The sequence below is a fragment of the Pseudonocardia kujensis genome (assembly GCF_021283305.1).
Classification (GTDB): Bacteria; Actinomycetota; Actinomycetes; order Mycobacteriales; family Pseudonocardiaceae; genus Pseudonocardia; species Pseudonocardia kujensis.
In genome coordinates, this window is sequence record NZ_JAJSOK010000056.1 from 12839 (window position 1) to 34693 (window position 21855).

Genomic DNA, 21855 nt, shown 5'->3' on the forward strand with positions numbered 1-21855 from the left:
CGGTTCAGGCCGGGTCGGCGTGCCCGGGCCGCGGCACGGCCACCTGCGCCACGCCGTCCAGCACCGTGCCGAGGACGGTGTCGAGATCGGGATAGGTGCGGTAGGGCAGGCGGGCGAGGCGGTAGGCCGTCACCCGGTCGGCACCCCGGGCGGCGGCCCCGGCGATGATCTCCCAGCGCTCCGCCGGGTAGCGGACGTCGCACAGCACGTCGACGAGCCGTTCGTGCAGGGACCGCGCGGCGCGCGCCGCGGGGCGGGCCCCGCGTCCCTCGGACGGTTCCGGCATCCTGGCGGCCTCCCGTCGGCCGGGGGCCGCAGGGGTCGGATGGAGGGGCGGCCCGTTGACGCTGCAAGTTACGAGCGGCCGGGCGGTCCGGCAAGGGCCGGACGGCGCCCGCGGCTCGGGTAGCGTCGGCACCGCCCGGTCGGCCCGCCCGGCCCCGGCCGTCGTGTCCCTGCCCGTCGTCCCCGGAGCCGCGTGATGACCCTCGACGCCCCCGCGATCGCCGCGATGATCGACCACGCGATCCTCAAGCCCGAGCTCACTCGCGCGCAGGTCGACGCGGACCTGGCGATGGCGATGCGGCACAGGGTGTTCGGCGTCTGCGTGCGGCCGTCCGACGTCGCCCACGCGGTGTCCGCACTGGCGGGCGGCGGGGTCGCGGTGGGCACCGTCCTCGGCTTCCCGCACGGCACCACCTCGACGGCGGCGAAGGTCGCCGAGGCCCGGCAGGCGCTCGCCGACGGCGCGGTCGAGGTGGACATGGTGCTCAACATCGGCCGGCTGCGCAGCGGTCTGCTCGACGACGTCGAGGCGGACATCGCCGCCGTCGTCGAGGCAGCGGGGGAGCGGGTGGTCAAGGTGATCCTGGAGACGGCCTTCCTCACCGGCGACGAGATCGTGGCCGGGTGCCACGCGGCGGAGGCGGCGGGCGCGGCGTTCGTGAAGACGTCGACCGGGTTCGCCGGCGGCGGCGCGACGGGCGAGCACGTCGCCCTCATGCGAGCCTCGGTCGGCCCGTCCGTGCAGGTCAAGGCTTCGGGTGGGGTCCGGGACCTGGACACCCTGCTCGCCCTGCACGAGCTCGGCGCCACCCGCTTCGGGACGAGTGCGTCCGCGGTGATCCTCGAGGACGCGGCCGCGCGGGACGCCGGTCGCCGGGTCGCGGCTCGCACCGACGGCGGGTCCTACTGACCTCCACGCCGACCTCACCTGAACGAACGTTTGACAAGATCGCGGGCGGCGGCCTAGCGTCGGTCCGCCCCCGTCGCCGACACCCGTGAGGTGTTCCCGTGTCCCGTGAGCTCGACGGGCAGGTCGCCCTCGTCACCGGTGCGACGTCCGGTCTCGGCCGGCGCTTCGCCGAGGTCCTGGCCGGTGCCGGCGCCGTCGTCGCCGCCGCCGGTCGCCGCGCGGAGCGGCTGGAGGAGCTGGCCGAGGAGATCGAGGCCGCCGGCGGCCGGTGCCTGCCCGTTCCGCTCGACGTCTCGAACGCCGAGGAGATCCCCGCGGCGGTCGACCGTGTCGAGGCCGAGCTCGGCACGGTGACGACCCTGGTGAACAACGCCGGCGTCCCGGACGCGAAGCGGGCGCACCGGATGCCGCTCGAGGTCGTCGACGCCGTGCTCGACACCAACGTCCGCGGCCCCTGGCTGCTCGCCACCGAGGTCGGCCGCCGGTTGATCGCCGCCGAGCTGCCGGGCCGGATCGTCAACATCTCGTCGATGGGCGCCTTCGACTACAAACCGACCGGCGCCGCGGCCCTCTACTCGGTGAGCAAGGCCGCGGTGAACCGGATGACCGAGGTGCTCGCCGTCGAGTGGGCGAAGTACCGGATCAACGTCAACGCGATCGCCCCGGGCGCCTTCCTCACCGAGATGATGGAGGGCATGATCGAGCGCCTGCACACCGACGCCGACGGCCTCGCGGACCCGTTGCCGCGCAAGCGCCTCGGGCTCCCCGAGCAGCTGGACAGCACCCTGCTGTACCTGTGCTCGCCGGCGTCGGAACTGGTCACCGGCACGGTGGTCAAGGTCGACGACGGCCAGCACGGGCGCTGAGGATCACTCCGCGACGGCGGTCCCCAGGTCCGTCGTCGCGGTGGTCGGCGCCGGCTTGAGGCCGAGGTGCTCGCGCAGCGTGGTGCCCTCGTACTCGGTCCGGAACACGCCGCGCTCCTGCAGCAGCGGCACCACGGTGTCGGCGAACTCGTCGAGCCCGCCGGGCGTGATGTGCGGGACGAGCACGAACCCGTCCGACGCGTCGGCCTGCACGAACTCGTCGAGCAGCTCGGCGACCCGGCCCGGCGTGCCGATGAAGTTCTGCCGCCCGGTGACCTCGATGATCACCTCACGGGTGCTCAGGTGCTTCGCCTCGGCGAGCTCGCGCCACTCGTTCGCGGTCCTGATCGGGTCCCGGTACATCCGGACGCTCGCGCGCCCGCGGGAGATCGTGTTCTCGCCGACGACGGGGTCCACGGTGGGCAGCGGGCCGTCCGGGTCGTGGTCGGACAGGTCCCGGTTCCACAGCTGCTCGAGGAACTTGATCGCGGTGGCCGGGCTGACCTGCTGATGGCGGACGTGCCGGGCCTTCTCCTGCGCCTCGGCCTCGGTGTCGCCCAGGACGAACGTGGCCGCGGGCATGATCTTGAGGTCGTCGGGGGAGCGGCCGTACTTCGCCAGCCGGCCCTTGACGTCGGCGTAGAAGGCCTGGCCCGCCTCGAGCGTGCCGTGCCTGGTGAAGATCGCGTCGGCGCCGGAGGCCGCGAACTCCCGGCCCTCCTCGGAGTCCCCGGCCTGCAGGATCACCGGGCGCCCCTGCGGGCTGCGCGGCACCGGGAACCGGCCGTGGATGTCGAACTGGTCCGAGCGGATCGCGAAGTCGCCGCCCGGCCGCCAGAACTCGCCGGTCTCCTTGTCGGCCACGATCTCGTCGCCCCGCCAGGAGTCGAACAGCTCCCAGGTGGCGGCGAGGAACTCCTTGGCGCGCAGGTACCGCTTGTCCTGGGGCAGGAAGCCGCCCCGGCGGAAGTTCTCGCCGGTGAACTCGTCCCACGAGGTGACGACGTTCCACGCGGCGCGGCCCGCGGAGAGGTGGTCGAGGGAGGCGAACTGGCGCGCCACCTCGTAGGGCTCGTTGAAGGTCGAGTTGATCGTCCCGGCCAGCCCGAGCCGGTCGGTCACGGCGGCGAGCGCGGCCAGGACGGTGAACGTGTCCGGCCGGCCGACGACGTCGAGGTCGTAGATCACCCCGTTCTGCTCGCGCAGCCGCAGCCCCTCGGCGAGGAACAGGAAGTCGAACCGCGCGCGCTCCGCCGTCCGGGCGAAGTGGACGAACGAGTCGAACTCGATGTGGCTACCGGCCTCCGGGTCGCTCCACACCGTGGTGTTGTTGACGCCGGGGAAGTGCGCGGCGAGGTGGATCTGCTTGCGCGGCATGCGATGTCCTCCCGGGCCGGTCAGGCGGCGTAGCGGTTGGCGGGGCGGTCGAGGCCGAACAGCCCGCGCAGGGTGCCGGCCTCGTAGGCGGCGCGGAAGGCGCCGCGGCGCTGCAGCTCGGGGACCAACCCGCGGGTGATCTGCGCGAGATCGTGGTCGACCGAGCCGGGGCGCAGCCGGGCGCCGGCCAGCCCGGCCTCCTGCCACTCCAGCAGCAGGTCGGCGAGCTCGGCCGGGGTGCCGGCGAGGATCCGCGCGTCGCTGATCAGCTCGCGGCCCAGCCGGGAGTCCATGCGGCCCTTGCGGTCCCGCGCGGCCTCGGCGCTCTCGTCGAGGAACACCACGACGTCGCCGAGCACGTGCAGCGGTTCCTCGGCCCGGCCGGCCGCCTCCTGCTCGTGGCGGATCTCGGCCAGGATCGGTTCCACGTCCGCGGTCTCCTGCGGGGTCACGAAGGCGAGGTCGCAGGAGCGTGCGACGAGCCGGTAGGCGTAGTCGCGGTGCGCGAGCGCGGCGACCAGGGGCTGGCCCTGCGGCGGCCGCGGGGTGATGGACGGGCCGCGCACGGAGAAGAACCGGCCCTCGAAGTCGATGTAGTGCAGCTTGTCCCGGTCGACGAACCGACCGGTGGCGGCGTCGCGGATCTCCGCGTCGTCCTCCCAGCTGTCCCACAGCCGGCGGACGACCTCGACCCAGTCCGCGGCCTCGTCGAACAGCTCCGGCGCGTCCTCCCGGCCGATCTCCCGCCGCCCGACGAGCGCGGCCTCGTCCGGGCGCGTGGACACCCGCACGCGCACGCCGGCACGTCCGGTGCTCACGTAGTCGAGCGTCGCGACGCCCTTCGAGAAGTGGAAGGGCTCGGTGTGCGTGGTGACCGCGGTCGGCACGATGCCGATGTGCGAGGTCAGCGGCGCGACCCTGGCCGCGACGAGCAGCGCGTCGAGCCGGCCGCGGACCTGATCGGTGCGCTCGTCGGGCTGATGAGGTCGCGAGGACTGGAGGCCGAAGCCGTCCTCGATCGTGACCAGGTCGAGCAGGCCGCGCTCGGCCTCGCGGACCTGGTCGGCCCAGTAGCCGGCGTCGAACAGCGCGGTGGGGCGGGCCTCGGGCTCGCGCCACGAGGCGGGGTGCCAGCCGGTGCCCTCGAGGGCGACGGCGAGGTGCAGGGGGGTCATGCGACGGCTCTCCCTGGGGAACGGGTCGAGGAACGGGCGGGCGGGTCAGCCCGCGCGACAGCCGGTGGTCGTGACGAGGCAGCGGTCGATCCACCGCCGCTGCGTCAGTACCCCGGGGACCACATCGTCGACACTAACCGCGGGTCGGGCGGATGACGACGTCGTAAGGTCCGGTACGTGGCAGGGACGACACGTACGGCCCCGGACGGCGACGGTTACGCACTCGCGTACGAGCGGGCGGGCGCGGGCGGTCCGGTCCTGCTGCTCCACGGCTGGCCCGGCGACCGCGGCGACTGGGCCGCGGTCGCACACCTGCTGGCCGAGGCCGGCACCGCCGACGTCGTGCGGCCCGACCTGCGCGGGTTCGGGGAGTCGGACAAGCACCCCGGCGGCGACGTCGCGGCGGCCGGCCAGGCCCGCGGCGCGCTCGCCCTGCTCGACGGGCTCGGGATCGAGCGGGCGGTCGTCGCGGGCTACGACGTCGGGAGCCGGGTGGCGCAGACGCTGGCCGCCGAGCACCCCGACCGCGTCGCGGCCCTGGTCCTCGCCCCGCCGCTGCCGGGCGCGGGCCGGCGCGTGCTGGAGCCGGAGGCGGCCGCCGAGTTCTGGTACCAGCACTTCCACCGGCTCGGCCTGCCCGAGCAGGTGATCGACGGCCGGCCCGATGCCGTGCGCGCCTACCTGCGGCACTTCTGGGACCACTGGTCGGGCCCCGGTTTCACCGTCGAGGAGGAGCGGCTCGACCGGCTGACCGAGCGGTACTCGCCGCCGGGGGCGTTCACGGCGTCGATCGGCTGGTACCGCAGCGGCTCCGGGATGATCGCGCGCTCGCTCGCCGAGGAGCCGCCCACGCGCCGGATCACCGTCCCGACCACCGTGTTGTGGCCCGAGCACGATCCGCTGTTCCCGCGGGCCTGGTCGGACCGGCTCGACGACTGGTTCGAGAAGGTGGAGGTGCGCCCGCTCGACGGCGTGGGGCACTTCTCGCCGGTGGAGGCGCCGGAGCGGTGGGCCGCCGTCCTCACCGAGGTGATCGGCGGGCTCGCCGCGTGAGCCTCCCGCTGTCGGTCCTCGACCTCTCGCCCGTCCCCGCCGGCGGGACCGCCGGCGACGGCCTGCGGAACTCGATCGACCTCGCGCGGGCCGCGGAGCGGGCGGGCTACCACCGCTACTGGGTGGCGGAGCACCACCTGGTCACCGGCGTGGCGTCGTCGTCCACCCCCGTGCTGGTCGCCCTGATCGCGGCGGCCACCGAGCGGATCCGGGTGGGCTCGGGCGCGGTGCAGCTGCCGCACACCCGGCCGCTGCAGGTGGCCGAGCAGTTCGGCACGGTCGCCGCCGTCCATCCCGGACGGATCGACGTCGGGCTCGGCCGGTTCGACCTGCACCGCATCCTGCGTCTGATCGAGCACGGTCCCGGCGGCCGCCGGGGCGGGCGGCGCCCGGAGGCCCGCACGGTCGACGGGCTGCTGCTCCCGAAGCCGGGGAAGGTCCCGTCGGACCTGGGACTCTACGGGTGCCTCGCCGAGCTGCTCGGCTTCGACCCGGACCAGGAGCCGCCGGACTACGGCCGGGAGGTCGCCGACATCCTCGGCTACTTCGCCGGCACCGCCCGCGGCCCGGGGGGCCGAGCCGTTGCACGTCACGCCCGCGGAGGGGGCCGACGTCGAGGTGGTCGTGCTCGGCTCGACGCCGGGGGAGAGCGCACGGGTGGCCGGGGAGCACGGGCTGCCCTTCGCGGTCAGCTACCACCTCGTGCCGCACCTGGTGCTCGACGCCGTGGCCGCCTACCGCGAGGCCTTCCGGCCCGGCCGGGTGGCCGAGCCGCACCTGATCGTGTCCGCCGACGTCGTCGTCGCGGAGACCGACGCGCGGGCCCGCGAGCTCGCCGCCCCCTACGCGCAGTGGGTGCTCGACATCCGTGCGGGGCGCGGGGCGCGGCCGTACGTGACCCCCGCCCAGGCGCGCGCCCGGGAGTGGACGCCCGAGGAGCGGGCCGGGGTGGCCGACCGCGTCGACACCCAGTTCGTCGGCGCGCCGGACACGGCGTGCGACCGCCTGGCGACCCTCGCCCGCGTGACCGGGGCCGACGAGCTCCTGGTCACCACCATCACCACCGACCACGCCGACCGGGTCCGCAGCCACGAGCTGCTCGCCGAGGCGTGGGCGGGGTGGCGGACGGGCGGATGACGGACGGCACGGATCTCGGCGCCGCGCGCCGCCGGGCGGGTCGCCTCGCTGACGTGGACTCGACCCTGCGGGTGCTGCGCGCCCTGCTCGGCGCGTTCGACGAGGTCGAGTGACCGCGCACCGGGCTCAGCGCTCCCGCTGCCGCAGGAGGAAGCGCTGGACCTTCCCGCTCGGGGTCTTGGGCAGGGCGTCGACGACATGGACCCGGCGCGGGTAGGCGTGGGCGGCGTAGCGGGTGCGCACCAGCTGCGCGAGCTCGTCCGGCAGGTCCGGCCCCGCTTCCGCGCCCTCGCGCAGCACCACGAACGCCTCCACGACCTCGCCGCGCAGCTCGTCCGGCATCCCGACGACGGCGACCTCGGCGACCGCGGGGTGCGTCGACAGGACGGACTCGACGTCGAACGGGCCGATCCGGTAGCCGGCCATGATGATCACGTCGTCGTCGCGGGCGGAGAAGTACAGGTGGCCGTCGGCGTCGGCGCGCCCGGCGTCGCCGGTGAGGTACCAGCGGCCGTCCTCGCTGAACCGGTCGCCGCGGACGCCGCCCGCGTAGCCCTCGAACCACAGCAGCGGGCTGGCCGGCACGTCGAGCGCGACCCGGCCGGGGGTGTCCGGCGGCAGCTCCTTCTCGGCGCCGTCCGCGCCGTCGTCGGCGAGCACGGCGACCCGGAAGCCGGGCAGCGCGCGGCCCATCGAGCCCGGCCGGATCTCCTCGCGCAGGTCCGGGTGCCAGGCGTTGGCGACGACCATGCCGAGCTCGGTCTGTCCGTAGTGGTCGCGGATCTCCACACCGAGGACCTCGCGGCCCCAGGTCACCAGGTCCGGGTTCAGCGGTTCGCCCGCACTGGAACAGGTGCGCAGCCGCAGGCCGTCGGGCGGGGCGATCCCCGAGGCCCGCAGCCCGCGGTAGACGGTGGGCGCCGCGGCGAAGGCCGTGACCCCGAAGCGGCCCAGGACGTCCCACGTGGACCGGGCGGAGAACCCGGCATCGAGCAGCAGCGTGCGCCGGCCGGTGGCCAGCGGCGCGAGCAGGGCGTAGTAGAGCCCGTAGGCCCAGCCGGGGTCGGCGGCGTTCCAGAACACGTCGTCGGCCCTGACGTCGAGGGCGAACTCCTGGTAGGCGACGATCGACGCCAGCGCCTTCCCCGGCACGACCACGCCCTTCGGCTTGCCCGTGGTGCCGGAGGTGTAGAGCTGCACCATCGCGCCCTCCGGCCCCACGACCGCGGACGGTGCGCCCGTCGGGGAGGCATCGGTGAGCCGCGCCCACGCGTCCGACCCGACCGTCACGACCGTCCACGGCGCGTCGGCCGGAATGTCCTCGCCCGGGTCGAGCTTCGGGCGCTGCGTCCCGTCGGTGATCACGACGGAGGCGCCGGAGGCGGTCAGCCGCAACGCGATCGCCTGCGGGGCGAACGCGGTGAACAGCGGCACGTACACCGCGCCGAGCCGCAGCACCGCCACCACCGTGACGAGCAGGTCCGCGGTCTTGGGCAGCAGGGTCGCCACGCGCGAGCCCGGGCCGACCCCGAGCCCGGCGAGCCCGGCGGCGAGCCGCTCGGAGCGTTCGCGCAGCTCGCCGTAGGTGAGGTCGACGGCGGACAGGTCGCCGGCGATCAGCGTGGCCGCCACGTCACCGGCGGGGTGCCGGTCGCAGAGCTCCGCGGCGAGGCAGAGGTCCGCCCGCCCGTAGTGCTCCTGCAGCTCCCGGGCCCGCGTCGTCGCGTCGGTCATGGGGGTGATCGTGGCACAGCGGCCAGTCACCCCCGGCGGGTCCCGGCCGGCCGCGGCGGCGCGGCCGGCCGGGCCGCCTCAGACGGTGACGCCCGCGCACTCCAGGGCGTCGAGCTCCTCGTCGGACAGGCCGAGGATCTCGGCGAGGACCTCGCGGGTGTGCTGGCCGAGGGCCGGGGCGGCGCCCTGCGGCCCCATCGCGCTGCGCGACGCGATCCACCCGACCGACGGCAGCCGGCGCTTGCCGATCACGGCGTGCACGGTCTCCGGGAAGAAGCCGCGGGCCTCCAGCACGGGGGAGCGGTACACCTCGTCCACCCGCGCCACCGGCTCGGCGCCGACACCCTTGGCCTGCAACGCCTTCGCCCCCTCCACCGGGGTCCGCTGCTCCGTCCACCGGGTCACCAGCGCCTCGAGTGCGTCCTCGTGCACCCGCCGCGCGGCCAGCGTGGCGAAGCGGGGGTCCCCGGCCAGCTCGGGGGCGCCGATGACCACCGCCAGCCCGGCGAACTGGGCGTCGTCCTCGCAGGCGATCGCGACCCACTCGTCGTCGCCCTGGCAGCGGAAGGTGCCGTGCGGACTGGCCAGCTCGTCCCGGTTCCCGATCACGGGCACCTCGCCGCCGGTCGCCCCGGCGTAGAGCACCGGCCACGGGAACGCGGCCAGGCAGGCCTCGAACATCGCCGTCTCGACACGCACGCCCACACCCGCGGCCCGGGCCTGGTACAGCGCGGCCACCGTGGCGATCGCCGTGGTGATCCCGGCCATCGGGTCGGGCAGCGACATCACCAGGTCGGTCGGTCCACCCCGGACGTCCCCGTTGGACGACGCGATCCCGCTCAGCGCGTCGATCAGCGAGCCGTAGGCCGTGCGGTCCCGGTAGGGCCCCGACTCACCGAAGCCGGTCATCGACACGGCGACGATCCGCGGGTTGATCTCCTCGAGCGTCTCGTACGGCAGCCCCATCCGGGCCAGCGCACCGGCGCTCATGTTGTCGATCACGACGTCGGCGGTCGCGACCAGCCCGCGCAGCAACTCCATCCCGCGCTCGGTCTTCAGGTTCAGGGCGATGCCGCGCTTGCCCTGGTTGTACTGGTTGAAGTAGCCGGACCGGTCGCGCCCGACGATGCCGTCGGCGTACGGGCCGAGCCCGCGGGTGGTCTCCAGCCGGGTCGCGGTCTCCACCCGGATGACGTCGGCGCCCAGGTGGGCCAGCTGCATCGCGGCGAACGGCCCGGCCCACACCCAGGTCAGGTCGACGACGCGGACGCCGGCGAGCGGGCGCTCGGCGGGGGTGCCGGAGCCGGCGGGGTGCTCCGTGGCGCCGGACCAGAGCGCCGACGGGTCGGCCTCGGCGTGGGCCGGCGCGGGGTCGCGGGGCGGGGGGACGGTGCCGTCGACCCGCCACGGCCGGCCGGGCACGGGGAGCGCCTCGCCCGGCGTGCCGCCGAGCTCGACCGGCGGGAGGGAGCCCCGGACGGCGAGGTGGTCCCACTCGAGGATGTCGCGGGCGCCGTGGATGGGCGCGGCCGCGATCCGGTGCACGGCGGCCAGCTCCAGGAACTCGGCGAGCGTGAACTCCGCGAGGTGCTCGGCGACGAACACGTCGAGGACGTCGGCGTTCTCGTCGCGGCCGGCGGTCGTCTCGAAGATCTCGAGCGCGCCCCAGTCCGGCGAGGCGAGCATCGTGACCAGGCGACGGAACTCCTCGTCGCGGGTGATCTGCATGAGGACCGTGCCGTCGCGGCAGGGGTAGAAGCCCCACGGCCCGACGCTCCGGTGGCCCTGCCGCACCGGCAGCTCGCCGGTGTAGTGGTAGCGCGACATCGCGGTGGCCAACACGCTCGCGACCGACGCCTGCAGCGAGACGTCGAGCCGCTGGCCCAGCCCGCTGCGGCGACGCTCGAACAGCGCACCGAGCAGCGAGAGCACCGCGCCGCAGGCCGCGTGCACGCTCGACAGCTCGCCGCGGTAGCGCAGGGGGAGCGGGTCGGGCCCGCGCAGCGTGGTCGAGTTGATCGACAGCAGGCCGCCCGCGGCCAGCGCGATCAGGTCGTTCGTGGGGTGGGGACCGTCGCGGCCGGTGCGGCCGAAGGTCGACAGGTCGACGACCACGAGCTCCGGCCGGACGGCCTCGAGATCGGCGACGAGGTCGTCGCCGATCCGGTCGGAGCCGTCCCGGGTGGAGCGGAGTACGACGTCGGCGCGCGCGGCGAGCGCGCGGACCGCGCCGTCGTCGGCGACGACCGAGCGCTTGCCCGCGTGGAAGTAGGCGAAGGAGGCGCTGCGCTCGGCGTCGGGTACCGACTGCGCGAACGGCCCGAGGGTGCGGAACGGGTCGCCCTCGGGGGCCTCCAGCAGCACGACCTCCGCGCCGAGGTCGGCCAGGAGCCGACCCGCATAGGCCGCGGCCAGGGTGTCGCCGGCCTCGAGGACGCGCAGGCCCGCGAGGGGGCGGTCGAACGACTGCGAACGTGACGTCATCGTCATTTCCTTCCGACGGTGACGCACGCTACAGGGCGATCGGAACGAGCGGGAGGGGGCGTGGGGGCGTCGGGGAGCACCCGCTCGAGCACGCGTTGTGGATCCATGACGCGTGCAGGAGGGCTGCTCCAGCGCGTCATGGATCCATCACGCGTCCCGACGCTCCTGGCCGCGTCAGCCCACGGTCGCCCCGTAGGTGTGGCCGGCCTTGCGGAGGCGCTCGATCAGGGTGTGGCCCATGGCCGTGGCGGGGGTGAGGGAGCCGGCGCGGTCGGGGAGGTCGGTGTCGAGGGCCAGGCAGAGCGCGCTCTCGCCGAGCATCACCGCGGTGGCGGCGTAGCCCGGGTCCCCGGCGCCCGCGACGCGGGCGGTGACCGACCGGCCGTCCACCGTGGTGCCCGTGAGGACGTGCCGGAAGTGGCCCTTGGCGCGGGCCTGCTCGCCGGGACCGCTGCCGGGCTTGGGCAGCACCCGCTCCAGCAGCGCGCGGGTGGGCGGGAAGGCGGCCGCGCCGACCAGGGCCCCCACGGCCCCGGTGATCGCGGACGAGGCCGCCGCGCCGGCGATCCCGCGCCCGGCCGCCATCCGCTCCTCGTAGCGCAGGCCGCGCCCGTAGGCCCAGTCCTGCAGGGCGTTGCTGCGCCGCACGATCCGGGTGTTGTAGGGCGCCATGACGAACGGGGCGGTCCACGCGCCGTCGGGCTCCCGGCGGGGCGGGCCGGCGTCGCGCGGCTGGTCGGGTGCCGGCTCGGCGGCGGGGTCGGGGCTCAGCGAGTGCGGCCGCAGCGCGACCCGCCGCGCCGCCGGGTCGGCGGCCACGCTCTCGACGTGCCCGAGCAGCGAGGCGAGGGTGCCGCCGCTGAACCCGCCGCGCGCCGTCGCGACGGCCCGCACCCGGTCCAGGTCGGCACCCGCGGCCTCCCGCAGCAGCAAGATTCCGAGATCGGAGGGGATGGAGTCGTACCCGCACGAATGGACGAGGCGCGCGCCCGACTCCCGCGCCGCGGCGTCGTACCGGTCGATCGCCTCGCGGACGAACAGCACCTCACCGGTCAGGTCGCAGTAGTGCGTGCCGGCCCGCGCGCACGCCTCGACCAGCGGCAACCCGTATCGCGCATAGGGGCCCACCGTCGTGGCGACGACGCGCGCCGACCCGGCGAGCGCCGCCAGCGAGGGGGCGTCGGTCGAGTCCGCGGTGAGGAGCGGCCAGTCCCGGGCCCGCTCCGGCAGCCCGGCCCGCACCCGTTCCAGCTTGTCCCGCGACCGCCCGGCGAGCGCGATGCGCACGCCGTCCGGCGCCGCGCCCGCGAGATACCCGGCCAGCAGCGCCCCGACGAACCCCGTGGCGCCGAAGACGACCAGATCGTGCGCGCGCTCCCTACCCGTGTCCGTGCTCATGCGCGCATCGTGCCGGGTGCCCGCTCCCGCCGCGCGCGGAACCCGATCACGACAGCGGGACGGCGGGAGCCCGAGGCGATAGGGTCGTCCCCGACGTCGCGTGCCCACCGGTCCGTCTCCGAGGAGTCCCCGCGTGCCCGAGTCCCGCCCCCAGTCGATCGCCTACCCCGGTCCCGGCTCGCGCCCCTTCCGTCGTGACCAGGAGCCGTTGAAGCCGCACGTCATCGTGTTGTTCGGCGCCACCGGGGACCTGGCCAAGCGCAAGCTGCTGCCGGGCCTCGCCTACCTCTGCGAGTCCTCGCTGGCCCCCGAGGTCCGGATCGTCGGGACGGCGATGGAGGACATGTCCACCGAGCAGTTCCGCGAGCTCGCCCACCACGCCGTGCAGAACTTCGGGACCCACAAGCTCAAGGACGAGGCGTGGGAGGGCTTCGCCGACAAGCTGACCTACGTGCCGCAGGGCGCCGGGCCGGAGGGCCTCACCGCCGCGGTGAAGGAGGCCGAGACGAAGCTCGGCGAGGACGTGCACCGGCTGCACTACCTGTCGGTGCCGCCGAAGGCCGCCCAGGCCGTGATCGCGATGCTGCGCGACGCCGACCTCGTCGACCGCTCCCGGGTGGTCATGGAGAAGCCCTTCGGACACGACCTGGCCAGCGCGATCGAGCTCAACGACTACGTGCACCAGGTCTTCGACGAGTCGCAGATCTTCCGGATCGACCACTTCCTGGGCAAGGAGGCGGCGCAGAACATCCTCGCGTTCCGCTTCGCCAACGGCCTGTTCGAGCCGATCTGGAACCGCAACTTCATCGACCACGTCCAGATCGACATCCCGGAGACGCTCGGGCTGGACCAGCGCGCGAACTTCTACGAGTCGACGGGCGCGTACAAGGACATGGTCGTCACGCACCTGATGCAGGTCATGGCGTTCGTGGCGATGGAGCCGCCGACGGCGCTGGAGCCGCGGGCGATCAGCGAGGAGAAGAACAAGGTCTTCCGCTCGCTGCTCCCGGTGCACCCGTGGGACGTCGTGCGCGGCCAGTACAGCGGGTACCGGGAGGAGGAGGGCGTCGCCCGCGACTCCGACACCGAGACCTTCATCGCCCTGCGGGTCGGGCTGGACAACTGGCGCTGGGCGGGCGTGCCGTTCTACCTGCGCACCGGCAAGAAGATGGCCGAGGGTCAGCGGATCATCTCGATCGCGTTCAAGGAGGCGCCGCGGACGATGTTCCCGGCCGGCTCCGGCGTCGGCACCCAGGGCCCGGACCACCTGACCTTCGACCTCGCCGACTCCTCCAAGGTGTCGCTGTCCTTCTACGGCAAGCGCCCCGGCCCGGGCTTCCGGCTGGAGAAGCTGTCGATGCAGTTCTCCACGCAGGAGACCGAGTCGGCCGCCGACGTGCTCGAGGCCTACGAGCGCCTGATCCTCGACGCCATGCGGGGCGACCACACCCTGTTCACCACGGCCGAGGGCATCGAGTCGCTGTGGGAGCGGTCCATGCCGCTGCTGGAGGACCCGCCGCCGGTGAAGAACTACCCCGTCGGCTCGTGGGGCCCCAACGCCATCCACCAGCTCATCGCGCCCAACGCGTGGCGGCTGCCGTTCGAGCGGGCCTGGCGCGAGCGTCGTTAGCGGTCCCAGAGGGGGTGCGGGTCGCGACCGGCGAGCATGAGGAACCGGTCGCGCCAGGACACGTCCGCGGGCACCGGCGTCAGCGGCGCGCCGAACCAGCCCAGGGCGCGCCAGCGCGCGGCCTCCGGCTCGGTGTGCTCCCACAACGCCCGGGCCAGGTGCTCGGTGAGCGGGTTGACCGAGCCCCGGTGCACGGAGACCTCGTGGGCGGTGAACGCCGCGCCGACCGCCCGCCGCCAGAGCAGCTCCCCGGCGGGGAGCCCGCCCTCGCCGGTGGGCGCCCCCGGGTCGGCGACGGCCGCGGCCGCCGCACACGCCTTGTCCGAGACCTCGCGGGCCAGCGCGGGCAGGTCCTGCCGGTGCTCGAGATCGGTGAGGTCGGCGAGCTCGGCCGAGCCCTCCGGTGCGCGTCCGGCCAGCAGGTCGGGCAACGCGGTGTTGGTCCGGACGTGGTGGCGGACCAGGGCGTCGAGCGTCGTGGGTCGGGCGGGATCGGGCCCGTCGGGCAGCGGTGGGACGCGGATGCGCCACTGGTCGGGCGCCACCCCGTCGAGCACCTGGTTCAGCACCCGTTCGGCCTCGATGAGGCACTCCGCCGCCTGCAGCATCCTCGCTCCCGTCCACCACCCTGTCGACGTCCGCCGACGATCACAGCACGCGTCCGTCCGCGCACCGGCCGGATGGAGCAATATGAGTCACCCGGCCGACGGGTGCACGGTCCTCGGAGCGCCTATCGTGCGGGCGTGGCGGAGGGCGACTCCATCGCGGTTGGCCGCCCGGCTGCCCGCGGCGACGGCGGGCCGCACCGTCGTCGCCGGCGCCTTCCGGCATCCCCGCCTCGCCCTGACCGACCTCACCGAGCCCGTGGCCTTCCGGCCGGCCGCGCGCACGCCGCACGGGCGTGCGACCTGGTGGTGCCCCGGCTGCCAGCGGTAGCAAGATCGCGCATCCGGGTGGTCGCCCTCGCGCCGGGGCCGCTGTGGGGCGGTACGGTCGTGGGCACACTGGTCGGAGTCGAGAAGCCTGCTCCCACGCCGAGAGGACGAGATCCCGTGTGCCCCGCTCCCGACAGTGCCGAGCGTGCCGGAACCGGCCCCGCGCCGGGCCTGCCGCCCGACCTGCCCGAGGTCGCGGCGTGGTGCGGCGCGGCCGGAGCCTGGGAGCGCCTCGACGAGCCCGGCAGCGGCATCGAGCTGTTCCTGTGCCGGGCGGGCGAGCGCATCCGGGTGCTCGCGGTCCGCGGGGAGATCGACGCCGCGGAGGCCGCCGCCTTCCAGGACGCCGCGATCGACCAGGTCCGCACGGCGAAGTTCCTGGTCGTGGACCTCACGGGTGTCCGTTTCCTGGCCTCCCGCGGGCTCGCCGCACTGGTCCGCACGCAGCGCGCGGCCGAGGCCGTCGGGACCACGGTCGCCGTGGTCACCGGCGGCAGCCGGATCGTGCTGCGCCCGATGCAGGTGACGGGGGTCGACGGTCAGCTGCACCTCGTCGCCGCGCTCGACGACCTCGCGCGCCCCTGAGCCCTCACGCGCCCAGCCCGCGCAGCAGGTCGGCCAGCCCACCCACCGCCCGCCCCTCGGTGCGCGCGCTCGTCCGGGCCCGGACGTCGGTGGGGGACACCACCCGGTACCCGGCGGCCCGCAGCCGGGCGAGCAGCGCGTGCTCCTCGCCCGACGGGACGGCCGGGAAGCCGCCGACCTGCCGGAACGCCTCCGCCCGCACCCCCAGGTTGGCCGCGTAGGCGTGCGTGTGCCGGTCGACCCCGGTCCCGGCACGGACGAGGTCGGCGTAGCGGCACAGCACGTCGGGGGGCAGCGCGTCGGGATCGTCGAGGTCGACGATGCCGACGACGGCGTCGGCCCCGCGCCGGGCGTGCCGGAGGTGGTCGGCGACCCAGCTCGGCGGCACGACCGTGTCCGCGTCCGTGCTGAGCAACCAGGTCCGGGCGGGCAGCCGGGCCAGCAGCCGGTGCGCGCCGAGGGTGCGCAGCTCGCCGATCGTGCGGGCCGCGGTGTTCCGGACGACCTCGGCGTGCGGGGCGGCGACCGCCTCGGTCGCGTCGGTGCACCGGTCGGCGACCACGCAGACCGCGCCGGGCAGCCCGGACCCGGCCAGCGCCACGCGCACCGAGTGCAGACAGGACCCGATCCGGTCGGCCTCGTCCCGGGCGGGCACCACGACCGCCACGGCCTCGACCGGCCCGGCGGCCGTCGCCCCGACCGGGACGGTCGCGAACGGGCCGGTCACGGGCGCCGGAGGACGTGGAGCAGGAACTCCTCGTCGACGTGCTCGACCAGGAGGTCGAAGCGGGGGTCGTCGAGGATCCTGCGGTGGGTGGCGGCCGCATCCTGCGGCGCCTCCGCCGGCCAGCCGCGCCAGTGCGCGAGCACCACGTCGCCGCCCGGCACGAGAGCCCGGGCGAGCAGGTCGGCCACGGCGTCGACGTCGGCAGGGGAGAGGTAGTAGAGCACCTCGCTCAGCACCACGAGGTCGACGCCGTCGGGCACCGCCCGCGGATCCGGCAGCGCGGCCTGCAGCACGGCGACGCCGGGGATGCCGCTGGTCACCTCGCGGGTGGCGGCGACGGCGGCCGGCGTGTAGTCCGAGGCCGTGACCGCGGTGCAGCGCCCGGCGAGGACCCGGGTGAGCCCGCCGAGCCCGCAGCCCGGCTCGGCGGCGTGCGCGTAGTGCGGGCGCGGCAGGCAGGCCGCGACCACGGTGCGCTTGCGCTCCTCGTACCAGCTGGTGCGGGTGTCCCACGGGTCGGCGCCGCCGGCGTAGAGGTCGGCGAACCGCGCGGCCGGTGCGCTGTCCGGGCGCGGGACGCGGAAGAACAGCTCCCGGCCCGTGGCGAAGTGGGCCAGGACGTCCGGGGGCAGGATCGGGGGGCTGCCGTCGGGGGCCGCGGAGAGCTGGGAGGCGAACCGCTCGATCGCGGCCGCCTTCGCCCGGCGGGCCGGCTCGTCGAGCCGGTGCTCGCAGGCCGTCGCCCACGGGACGGCGGGGTCGTCCGGCCCCATCCAGGGCCACATCCAGATCGGGTAGGCGAACCGGTGCGCCCGCACCGGGGCCGCCCGCTCGGCGGCGCGGCCCGCGGCCGCGTGGTCCGGGTGCGGGTCGCCGGTCCAGGGCGCCAGGCAGGCGTCGGCCTCCCGCAGCAGCGGCGCGAGTGCCCCTGTCAGCTCGTCCTCCCGGTCGGCGAGCCCCGAGTCGGGCAGCCCGAGCCAGGTCACCGCGGTGTCGCCGAGACCGAGGGCCTCGAGCGCGGCGTGCAGCTCGGCGCGGCGGGTCCGGCCGAGCGCGGCCCGGTCGGCCGGCGACGCGTCGGGGAAGGCGGCCTCGCCGTCCGTCGCGACGACGAGCTCGACGGTGCCGCCCGCGGCGTGCACCGCGCGCAGGAACCCCGCCGCGGCCAGGGTCTCGTCGTCCGGGTGGGCGGCCACCACGACCTGGTGGCCGACGGCCGGGTCCAGGGGAGGCGGGGCGTGGGTGGCGAGCGCCTCGGCCCAGGCGTTCACGGCGGTGGTCACCGGTCGTCGCCCGGCAGAGTCCCGCCCGGCAGAGTCCCGCCCCGCAGAGTCTCGCCCGGCAGAGTCCCGCCCGGCCGGGGCCTCGCCCGGCACGGTCCCGCCCAGCACCGTCTCGCCCAGCGCGGCGAGATCGCGCTCGCCGTGGTGCTGGCGGACGTAGAGCCCCAGGTCGGCGAGCCGGTCCGCCAGCCCGCCTGCCAGCGCGGCGACCCCGGCGACCCGTGGGGCGATGTCGAGGACGCTCCGGCAGAGCTGCTCGGCCGCGGCCCGTGCGGTCCACGCGGCGGTGCGGTGGGAGGACTTGGGGTCGGCGTCGATCGCGTCGGCGGTGCGGGTGAGGAGCGCGTCGACCGCCTCGAGCCCGGCGTGCAGTGCGCCGAGGTGGGCGAGCTGATGGGGGTCGGCCTTCCCCTGCAACCGTTCCCGGAGGTCGTCGACGATCCCGGCGGCGCCGCCCAGCCACACGGCCGCGACCCCGGCCCCACCCCACCAGAACCCCGGCCGTTCGGTGTAGAAGCCGGGCTCGCCGACCAGGTCGGTCAGCTCGAGGTCGTCGAGGTCGACGTCGAGGGTGTCGCTGTCCCGCATGCCGGCGACGCGCCAGGAGTCCGGGTGCCGCCGGATCCCGGGCCGCGACAGGTCGAGGTCGACGATCCGGCTCCCGCCGGGCGCGGCGGCCACCACGAGCGCGCGCTCCAGGTCCGGGGCGCCCGAGCAGAACCGGACCCGGCCGCGCAGGACCCAGGCGCCGGCCGCGCCGGTCAGCTCGGCGCCGGTGCCGCCCGAGCGGGCTGCCCACACGCCGTAGCGAACCCCGGGCACCGGCTCGGCGCCTGCCTCCCGCAGGATCGCGACCGCGTCGGTGTGGCCCTCGGCCAGCCGGGCGAGCGGGAGGCTCTCCCGGCCCCAAGCGGCGAGCCGGGCCCAACGGACCGCGGTCGCGCCCTGCCCGGGGGGCGGTAGCTCGAGCTCGCCGCCGCGCAGCAGTGCGGCGAGCCGGTCCGCCGCGCGCGACCCTCCGGGCGGACCCACGCGAGAGCCGATTCCGGACGACGCGGACAGCAGCGACACGCGCGCCCCTTCCCCCGGAGCCCCGTCGGGGCTGCACGTGATGCGGGGTCGGGCCGACCCCGGTGTGATCCCCGGAGGCGTACCCGGAGGGTCGTCCGTCTCTACTTCTCTGTGAGCGTCGCCACGTCCGGGACGGATTTCCCACCCGCCACGAGCTCCTGGCCGCGCTCGTAGTCCTCGTCGGCCTCGTGGGTGGCCACGCCGACCGCCCGGCCCTGCTCGTCGGCGTACCAGACGGTGAAGGCGCCGCCGCCGTGGTCGACCAGGTGGGCCGTCTCGTACCCGTCACCCCACGCGGCGTACTTGAGGGTGCGGCCGCCGATCTCCGTCCAGAAGCCCGGCACGCCGTCCCAGCGCAGATCGGCCCCCGCCGCCACGCCACCGGCGACGGTGCCCATCGCCTCCGCCTCGCCCCAGTGCTCGACGACGAGGTGGCGGCCCGCGGTCGCGTTGCGGGCGTAGGCGACGTCGCCCGCCGCGTACAAACCCGGCAGGGAGGTGCGCATGTGTTCGTCGACGACCACGCGGTCCTGCTCGACCTTCGCGCCGGTGGCCCGCGCGAGGGTGACGCGCGGGTCGATCCCGCCGGCGACCAGCACCAGGTCGGCCTCCAGGGGTTCGTGCCCGGCCACCCGGACCCGGCGCGGGCGCTCCTCGGGGTCGCCGAGCGGTTCGATCGCCTCGACCTCCGCGCCGCCGACCAGCCGGACGCCGTCGTCGGCGAGCCAGCCCGCGATGCGGCGGCCGGCGTCGGCGCCGAGGCGGTTCTCCTGGGGCAGCTCCTCGGTGCTCACCACCGTGACGTCCAGCCCGCGGCGGGCCAGCGAGGCGGCGGCCTCGCAGCCGATGAACCCGGACCCGACCACGACGGCGGTGCGGGCGACCAGGGCGGCGGAGCGCAGCTCCTTGGCGCTGTCGAGGGAACGCAGCATGGCGACGGCGGGCGCGTCGGCCCCGGGCACCGGGAGCGGCTTCGGCGCGGACCCGGTGGCCAGCACGCAGGCCTTGAAGGTGATGCGGTCACCGCTCGACAGCTGCGCGGCGCGCTCCTCGCCGGACAGCGTGGTGACCATCTGCCGCAGCAGCAGGGTGATCCCGCGGTCGGTGTACGTGGTCGCGGGGGTCAGCTCGGTGTCGCCCGCCTCGGACTCGCCGCGGAGGTAGTCCTTCGACAGCGGCGGTCGGAAGTACGGCGGCGCGGTGTCGTCCGAGACGAGCACGACGGCGCCGTCGCCCCCGTGGTCGCGGTAGCTGGTGGCGGCGGCCAGCGCGGCCGGTCCGCCGCCGACGACGAGGAGTTCGGCATGCATGTGACGCGGGATACCCGGCGGCGGAGATCCACTCACGTGGTCCGTCCGCCTGCCGCCGGGCACCGCGTCGCCGCACTCAGGCGGTGTGGTGCACCTCCTGCAGGCCGTACACCGGGGTCGGGATGCCCTCGAGCCGGGCCTTGAGCTGCAGCGCGAGGTAGAGCGAGTAGTGGCGGCTCTGGTGCAGGTTGCCCCCGTGGAACCACAGCCCCTCCTGCTGGGTGGGCTTCCACATGTTGCGCTGCTCGCCCTCCCACGGGCCCGGGTCCTTGGTGGTGTCGGAGCCGAGTCCCCACACCTTCCCGACCTTGTCGGCCACCTCCTGGCTGATCAGGTCGGCGGCCCAGCCGTTCATCGAGCCGTACCCGGTCGCGTAGACGACGAGGTCGGCCTCGAGCTCGGTCCCGTCGTCGAGCTTGACGGTGTGCTCGGTCAGCTCGACGACCTGGCCCTGCACGAGCTTCACCTCGCCGTTCGCGATCAGGTCCGCGGCACCGACGTCGATGTAGTAGCCCGAGCCGCGGCGCAGGTACTTCATGAACAGGCCGGAGTCGTCGTCGCCCCAGTCGTGGCGGAAGCCGGAGGCCTCCAGCCGGTCGTAGAACTCCTGGTCGCGCTCCTTGATCGCCGCGTACACCGGCTGCTGGAAGGTGTGCATGATCCGGTACGGGATGGACGCGAAGGTCATGTCGGCCTTCTGCGTGGTCACCCCGGCGGCGACGGCGCGCTCCGAGTACAGGTCGCCCAGCCCCAGGTCCATCAGCGAGTCGGACTTCACGATGTGGGTCGACGAGCGCTGCACCATCGTGACGTCGGCGCCCACCTCCCACAGCGCACCGCAGATGTCGAACGCCGAGTTGTTCGACCCGACGACCACGACCTTCTTGTCCTTGTAGGCGTCCGGTCCCGGGTGCTTCGAGCTGTGGTGCTGCTCGCCCCGGAACACGTCCTGGCCGGGCAACTGCGGCACGTTCGGCTTGCCGGACATGCCGGTGGCCAGCACGAGCTGCTTGGGGTGGAGGGTGATCTCCTCGCCGTCGCGGTCGAGGACGACCGTCCACTCCTGCTTCGCCTCGTCGTAGGAGGCGGACCGGCAGGTCGTGGAGGACCAGTAGTTGACCTCCATGACCTTCGTGTACATCTCGAGCCAGTCGGCGATCTTGTCCTTCGGCGCGAAGACCGGCCAGTTCTTCGGGAAGTCGATGTAGGGCAGGTGGTCGTACCAGACCGGGTCGTGCAGGCAGAGCGACTTGTACCGGCTGCGCCACTGGTCGCCGGGCCGGGCGTACCGGTCGACGACGACGTGCGGCACCCCGAGCTGCTTGAGCCGTGCGCCGAGCGCGATGCCGCCCTGGCCGCCGCCGACCACGACGACGTAGGGCTGGCGGGTGCGGCCCATCTCCTCGACCTCGGCCCGGCGGGCCTCCGCCCAGGTCACGCGCTCCCGGTTGACCCCGTGCTCGGCCCCCATGGGCCGGCGCTCGCCCTGCGGCTCCTCGTGCCCCTTCAGCTCGTAGAGCGTGGTGAGGAAGGTCCAGGCGCCCTCGTCGGTGAGCCGCAGGTGCCCGCGGCCGCGGCCGACGGCCGTCTCGAACCCGATCCAGGCGTCGACGACGCCGCCGGCCTCGGTGGGCTCCTCGGTGGTGTGGAAGTTGCGCGCGTCCGTCGACTCCATGGTCGCCCGCAGCAGGTCCGCGATCCCGTCGCGGTTCTCGACGGTCTTGATGTTCCAGGTGAACGCGACCAGGTCGCGCCAGAACGACGTCGTCGCGAAGAGGCCGGCCGCCCGCTCGGCGTCCCGGGCCGCGAGGGCGGCCTCGAAGTCGGCGAGCCACGTGTCGACCCGCTCGCGGGGCCCGGTGGCGGTGGCCGGTTCGAGGGTCTGGGTCATGCGG

18 protein-coding genes and 1 pseudogene are annotated in these 21855 nt (G+C 75.1%); 8 read left to right on the forward strand and 11 right to left on the reverse strand.

Annotated elements, in window-relative coordinates:
* Nucleotides 1-4: 4 nt before the first annotated feature.
* Nucleotides 5-286, reverse strand: coding sequence for a DUF2795 domain-containing protein (locus tag LWC35_RS28960; RefSeq protein WP_232873447.1), 282 nt, complete (start codon nt 284-286; stop codon nt 5-7).
* 195 nt (nt 287-481) lie between these two features.
* Between LWC35_RS28960 and deoC the strand changes: the two genes are divergently transcribed.
* Both deoC and LWC35_RS28970 read left to right on the forward strand, forming a co-directional pair.
* Complete coding sequence (gene deoC / locus LWC35_RS28965; RefSeq protein WP_232873448.1) at nt 482-1195, forward strand: deoxyribose-phosphate aldolase; 714 nt, start codon at nt 482-484, stop codon at nt 1193-1195.
* Nucleotides 1196-1293: 98 nt separating this feature from the next.
* Complete coding sequence (locus LWC35_RS28970) at nt 1294-2061, forward strand: SDR family NAD(P)-dependent oxidoreductase (protein ID WP_232873449.1); 768 nt, start codon at nt 1294-1296, stop codon at nt 2059-2061.
* A gap of 3 nt (nt 2062-2064) precedes the next feature.
* Here the strand turns inward: LWC35_RS28970 and LWC35_RS28975 are convergent, their stop codons facing one another.
* Together LWC35_RS28975 and LWC35_RS28980 are read right to left on the reverse strand one after the other, a co-directional pair.
* Entirely contained in the window at nt 2065-3438 is a 1374-nt protein-coding gene (locus LWC35_RS28975) for an NtaA/DmoA family FMN-dependent monooxygenase (protein ID WP_232873450.1), read from the reverse strand.
* A 20-nt stretch (nt 3439-3458) separates the two neighbouring features.
* Nucleotides 3459-4613, reverse strand: coding sequence for an LLM class flavin-dependent oxidoreductase (locus LWC35_RS28980; RefSeq protein WP_232873451.1), 1155 nt, complete (start codon nt 4611-4613; stop codon nt 3459-3461).
* A 177-nt stretch (nt 4614-4790) separates the two neighbouring features.
* Between LWC35_RS28980 and LWC35_RS28985 the strand changes: the two genes are divergently transcribed.
* The 3 genes and pseudogenes from LWC35_RS28985 (at nt 4791) to LWC35_RS28995 (ending at nt 6803) form a co-directional block, all read left to right on the forward strand.
* Nucleotides 4791-5666, forward strand: coding sequence for an alpha/beta fold hydrolase (locus LWC35_RS28985; protein ID WP_232873452.1), 876 nt, complete (start codon nt 4791-4793; stop codon nt 5664-5666).
* A pseudogene (locus LWC35_RS28990) lies at nt 5663-5929 on the forward strand (LLM class flavin-dependent oxidoreductase); the annotation flags it as partial. The gene LWC35_RS28985 and the pseudogene LWC35_RS28990, both read left to right, overlap by 4 nt.
* Before the next feature lie 319 nt (nt 5930-6248).
* A complete protein-coding gene (locus LWC35_RS28995) occupies nt 6249-6803 on the forward strand; it encodes an LLM class flavin-dependent oxidoreductase (RefSeq protein ID WP_232873453.1) in 555 nt (184 codons plus the stop codon).
* 126 nt (nt 6804-6929) lie between these two features.
* Here the strand turns inward: LWC35_RS28995 and LWC35_RS29000 are convergent, their stop codons facing one another.
* The 3 genes from LWC35_RS29000 to LWC35_RS29010 form a co-directional block, all read right to left on the reverse strand.
* Nucleotides 6930-8537, reverse strand: coding sequence for an AMP-binding protein (locus LWC35_RS29000; protein ID WP_232873454.1), 1608 nt, complete (start codon nt 8535-8537; stop codon nt 6930-6932).
* Nucleotides 8538-8615: 78 nt separating this feature from the next.
* A complete protein-coding gene (locus tag LWC35_RS29005) occupies nt 8616-11021 on the reverse strand; it encodes a CaiB/BaiF CoA transferase family protein (protein ID WP_232873455.1) in 2406 nt (801 codons plus the stop codon).
* 174 nt (nt 11022-11195) lie between these two features.
* On the reverse strand, nt 11196-12419 hold the full coding sequence (locus LWC35_RS29010) for a saccharopine dehydrogenase family protein (protein ID WP_232873456.1): 1224 nt from the start codon (nt 12417-12419) through the stop codon (nt 11196-11198).
* A 133-nt stretch (nt 12420-12552) separates the two neighbouring features.
* On the opposite strand from LWC35_RS29010, the gene zwf reads away from it, so the two are divergent.
* A complete protein-coding gene (gene zwf, locus LWC35_RS29015) occupies nt 12553-14049 on the forward strand; it encodes a glucose-6-phosphate dehydrogenase (protein ID WP_232873457.1) in 1497 nt (498 codons plus the stop codon).
* On the opposite strand, the gene LWC35_RS29020 is transcribed toward zwf, so the two are convergent.
* On the reverse strand, nt 14046-14657 hold the full coding sequence (locus LWC35_RS29020) for a hypothetical protein (RefSeq protein ID WP_232873458.1): 612 nt from the start codon (nt 14655-14657) through the stop codon (nt 14046-14048). The genes zwf and LWC35_RS29020 overlap by 4 nt on opposite strands.
* A 160-nt stretch (nt 14658-14817) precedes the next feature.
* On the opposite strand from LWC35_RS29020, the gene LWC35_RS29025 reads away from it, so the two are divergent.
* Together LWC35_RS29025 and LWC35_RS29030 are read left to right on the forward strand one after the other, a co-directional pair.
* Complete coding sequence (locus tag LWC35_RS29025) at nt 14818-14985, forward strand: hypothetical protein (RefSeq protein ID WP_232873459.1); 168 nt, start codon at nt 14818-14820, stop codon at nt 14983-14985.
* 116 nt (nt 14986-15101) lie between these two features.
* Nucleotides 15102-15569, forward strand: a complete 468-nt coding sequence (locus LWC35_RS29030; RefSeq protein WP_232873460.1) for an STAS domain-containing protein — start codon at nt 15102-15104, stop codon at nt 15567-15569.
* Nucleotides 15570-15573: 4 nt separating this feature from the next.
* On the opposite strand, the gene LWC35_RS29035 is transcribed toward LWC35_RS29030, so the two are convergent.
* From LWC35_RS29035 to LWC35_RS29050, 4 genes are all read right to left on the reverse strand, one after another.
* Entirely contained in the window at nt 15574-16296 is a 723-nt protein-coding gene (locus LWC35_RS29035) for a glycosyltransferase family 2 protein (RefSeq protein WP_232873461.1), read from the reverse strand.
* A complete protein-coding gene (locus LWC35_RS29040) occupies nt 16293-18650 on the reverse strand; it encodes a PIG-L family deacetylase (protein ID WP_232873462.1) in 2358 nt (785 codons plus the stop codon). The genes LWC35_RS29035 and LWC35_RS29040 overlap by 4 nt, the downstream gene beginning before the upstream one ends.
* A gap of 101 nt (nt 18651-18751) precedes the next feature.
* On the reverse strand, nt 18752-19960 hold the full coding sequence (locus LWC35_RS29045) for an NAD(P)/FAD-dependent oxidoreductase (protein WP_232873463.1): 1209 nt from the start codon (nt 19958-19960) through the stop codon (nt 18752-18754).
* A gap of 76 nt (nt 19961-20036) precedes the next feature.
* Entirely contained in the window at nt 20037-21851 is a 1815-nt protein-coding gene (locus tag LWC35_RS29050) for a flavin-containing monooxygenase (RefSeq protein ID WP_232873464.1), read from the reverse strand.
* Between the last annotated feature and the right edge of the window lie 4 nt (nt 21852-21855).